The sequence below is a fragment of the Anaerobacterium chartisolvens genome, from assembly GCF_003337415.1.
GTDB lineage: Bacteria > Bacillota > Clostridia > Acetivibrionales > DSM-27016 > Anaerobacterium > Anaerobacterium chartisolvens.
On the sequence record NZ_QPJT01000058.1, the window covers coordinates 1 to 4112 of the forward strand.

3 protein-coding genes and 1 pseudogene are annotated in these 4112 nt (G+C 36.8%); all 4 read left to right on the forward strand.

Translation table 11 applies throughout. From position 1 onward, the window contains the following. On the forward strand, nt 1-1120 hold a 1120-nt coding region (locus DFR58_RS21375; RefSeq protein ID WP_207659316.1), incomplete at its 5' end, for a hypothetical protein. Next, entirely contained in the window at nt 1104-1787 is a 684-nt protein-coding gene (locus DFR58_RS21380) for a hypothetical protein (RefSeq protein ID WP_114300486.1), read from the forward strand. The genes DFR58_RS21375 and DFR58_RS21380, both read left to right, overlap by 17 nt. 156 nt (nt 1788-1943) lie before the next feature. After that, the gene (locus DFR58_RS21385; RefSeq protein WP_114300487.1) at nt 1944-3206 is read left to right on the forward strand and encodes an S-layer homology domain-containing protein; all 1263 of its coding nucleotides are present in this window, start codon (nt 1944-1946) and stop codon (nt 3204-3206) included. Nucleotides 3207-3208: 2 nt separating this feature from the next. Further along, nucleotides 3209-4112: pseudogene (locus DFR58_RS21390) on the forward strand (hypothetical protein); the annotation flags it as partial.

The window sequence follows — 4112 nt, forward strand, 5'->3', positions numbered from 1 at the left end:
TGCATGGCTCAATTCATCTGACAATACAAGAATGTGTGCCAGCGGGAGCGCTATGCAGCAGTTTTATCGTAATGTGTCGCTTGAGATGAATGAAATTGAAGTGAATCCTGTAGGAGAGTATTTGCTTTCCTCTTTAAAGCAGGTGGTGCTGGGGTGGTTTACAGATTTAAAGCAGGTGGTGCTGGGGTGGTTTACAGAGGGCGCTAAAGCAGACAAAAGCCTGATTAAGGGGGCGAGTAATCTTCCACCCTGGGGATACTACGGGCCGCCTCCATCAGAGTGGACTGGTCAGGGGGCGAGGAATGATGCTCTTATTGAAAGATTAAAGTCTGAGCCTAATAACACTAATTACCAAAAACTACTAAAAATTATCGAAGAGCATGGGATTACTGATTTTACATATGAAGTTTTTCAAAGTATTGTAAATTCTGAAACACGTGACACTTTAGAATCACTTAATTATATTTTAGGAAATAACTTTAAATATCAAGCTAAATACAATGGGGTATCATCCTATGCAAACTTTTATGTTTTAATGGTAGATGGTGAAATTACTTTAATTAGAGTAGGTAGAGATAAAACGCAAGTTGGATTTTATGACATTACAAATACAGACTTCTTTAGTCAAATATTTGACAAAAGAGATGCAGATTCAATTTTCAATGATTATCTACCAACTACTGGCTTGGATCAAGATTTAAACGAAAATAAAAAGTTATCAAATGAAGAGTATAAGTTTTATGAGAATAAAGCTACTCAAACAGCGGATATATTTTGGAAGAATTTAGAAAGTGATTCTGATGTTATTAATAATTTAGTGAAAGGTCTAGATACAACTAGAGATGATTATGATAACACAGGAAAAGCTAAAGATTTCGGAGAAGTATATGAGGCAACGGAAGGCTACCCTGAAAAAAACAATGCGTTTGTGTTAGGTGAAATATACGGACACGCGGCAGGACTTAATGATACTAATTGGTTTTGGATTGCTGGTGAAAACAAATATAGATATTGGGTTGCTGATGTTGAAAATCCAAATACAATACCAACAGACTGGTTTACAAGAGCAAAACAAAATATACAAAATGATATATGGGAAAAATATGAAGAAAGTAAATGAAGTCATGAATTTGAAAAAAAATAATAGACTTTACCAGCTTATAAAAGACACAAACTATATTATATTTTTTATAGCGTATGTTGTAATATGTAGCATTTTGGTTATAATATTTGAAGTATCTAATACCTTATTTATTAAATCAGACATTATGGTACGTTTCGAGCTTGGATTACCAATTATATTACAATTGATACTAACTTATACTGTCCATAGAGAAAACCAAGAGATTAGAATTATTAAGATTCTTTTCAAAATAGTCTTTCTTTATACTCTAGTTTGTGGTGCATTGTCTCTATATGAACTTAGTTTTACTTATCCAAGTTTTGTGGATGATTTAGTCTTTCATATATCAAAGGTTCAGATAGTGTTTCAATCTGTACTTGCAGCATTATTGTTTATTTGCTTGATAGCTAAACAAGTTAATAAACTAGTTACAATAAAACCATTAATAATGACCTTGTTTACCATATTAATAGTGGTGATAATGCAATTTGGCAATAAAGTTATAGATAGTGGTTTACCTTTTTGGATTATATTAATCACTTTATTTATTAATATTTTTAATCCTGTTTTGTTATATATACTGAGCTATATTGCAAAAGGAAAACTATTTAGGAGTAGTATAGAGTCAATTTCTTCACCACTAAGTAAAGTAAAATTCCGCTAAAACCATCTTTACCTCATGGACAGGCTGCTATATAATTGAAGCAGAGGATATTATATAGAATACTGCTATAAATTACTTGGCATACAATTCATAAAATAAACACAGAAAAGCATTCAGCCTCCTCATAAAAATATTAACAAACAGGAGGATCCCAAAATGAAAAAAATATTATCCATGGTGCTTGTATCTATACTGCTTTCAGGCATTATTACAACATCTGCTTTCGGTGCAGAAAGCTTCAGCGATATCCCGGACAACGCATATTATAAAAATGATCTGGATTATATGATGAAGGATTCAAGGAAAATATTTGAGGGCTTTGCCGACGGAACCTTTAAGCCGGAGAATCCCTTTACACTGGCTCAGCTTATGAAATGCATAGCGGTTGCCAGAAATGATGAGATACCCGAAAGGCGCAATGGAGAAAAGTGGTATATCCCTTATGTTAAAACGGCAATAATGAATGGATGGCTGAGCGGAGGAGAATTTGAGCTGAGCGATTATGAAAGAGCGGCTAAAAGAGGAGAAATGTCAATGCTGCTGGTAAGGGCCTTCGGGGAATACAGCTTCCGTGAGGCAAACAAGATAAAAACATTTATAAAGGATTATAATGCAGTACCGGATAAATATAAGCCTTACGTGATAAAGGTTTATGATATAGGGCTTATAGGAGGTTATAGTGACGGAAGCTTCGGGGCTGAGGATAATCTGGCAAGGGCTCAGGCGGTGGCGATTATAAGAAGGTTTATAGATCCTTCGGCAAGGCTCAAGCTGGATCTTGAGGGGGTTGAAGCGAATAATACGCCTGATTTGAGCGATCTGGTATACAGAATTAATCCCGACATACCTCAGGAGCTTTATGAGTATGAGTATAAGAAAAGTAAAATTACAGGCTTTGTTGGTTCTAATAAATGGAGTGTTGAGAGATACGGGTTAAAAAAAGTAACTGAATTTATGAATATAGGAAAGCAGTATATTGAGACTTTTTACAATGTGGATTATCGAACATATGACAAAGCTCAATATATTAAAAAGCTTAAATGGTTTTTTATGCCTCAGACAAGATGGACGGCAGATGACGGGATAACAAGGCCAATAGAAGAACATATACAATATTGGGGTGATATGATACAGGAAAAGAATATTTCCATAGAGAGTAAATTTATAACAGATCCTTCACTGGTATATGCGGCGCACGGGGATATGGTAAGAGGACAACTAAATTTTTCAGTGAAAAGCTGTAATGACATGCAATGGTTAAGGAATTATACCAAACTGGGAAATGTGAGCTTAAACAAGGAATATACTTGTGTGTTTGAAGTGGAATTAGTAAACATGGAATTAAAAGAGGGATGGGAACATGCCTTGAGAGTAATGAACAATGAATACCTGCTTACAGGAATCAGCGAGGCGCATTGATTATGAAGAAACGCGTATGTTCTATATGCATAATGGTTTTTATGGCTTATATAGTCTATACAGGCAGTTATGCAGATGAAGAGTTGAAATTTGAGCCTGACGGCTCGCTTATAATGACAACGTATGACATAAAAGCGACAACACCTATAAGATACAGAACGATAGGCTGGACAATTTACAGTGCGGACAGGAGTAAATCTGTAGTAATTCAGTTGTGGGAGTCGGAAAGCGAAGATATAGATGAGGATGGAGATGGATATAAGGAGCATGTGAGAACATATTTTGAGACAGACCAACATACAATATTCAACCGAATAGGAGCAGTGGATAAGGAATGGCAGGAGAAGCTGTACAGCGAGGGGGGATACCTTATCTTTGACGGTGTGCTTACCATTGTTGAATATGATGGAGAAGTTGAAAAGAGGCGGTTAGGCCAGCTTACAAACGGGGGGGACAGCTATGTTGGGGAGGTATACTTTACACTTGACGGAATCAAAAATGCCCGTGGCTGGGGAAGCCCCGGAAGCCTTGACAGTCATTTCAATAAAAAGGTATATCTTGACGAGCATCCTGAAATGCTGGACGGTAATGTTGAAGTAAAACATTTCCTCATGAATGGCAGTGCAATAAGCAGGTATGATTACTCAGAGAAGGTGGAAAGCGGGGAGCATCAATATACTGCCAGACAGATAGCGGGCCATGAATACATAGGAGTAAAGGTGAAATATGGTGAAAGTGCCGAGGGCTCTATGCAGAGCTCTGACAGCATAACACTGTCATTCGATGGCTCATTTTCCACGGCCTGTATTTCCTTTTATTACCAAGGATCTGAGAATACAGGCAAGAGCGGTGAGGATATAGATCCAGAGGCTACGGGAGTTATAAAGGCGGATGATATGGGCAGTG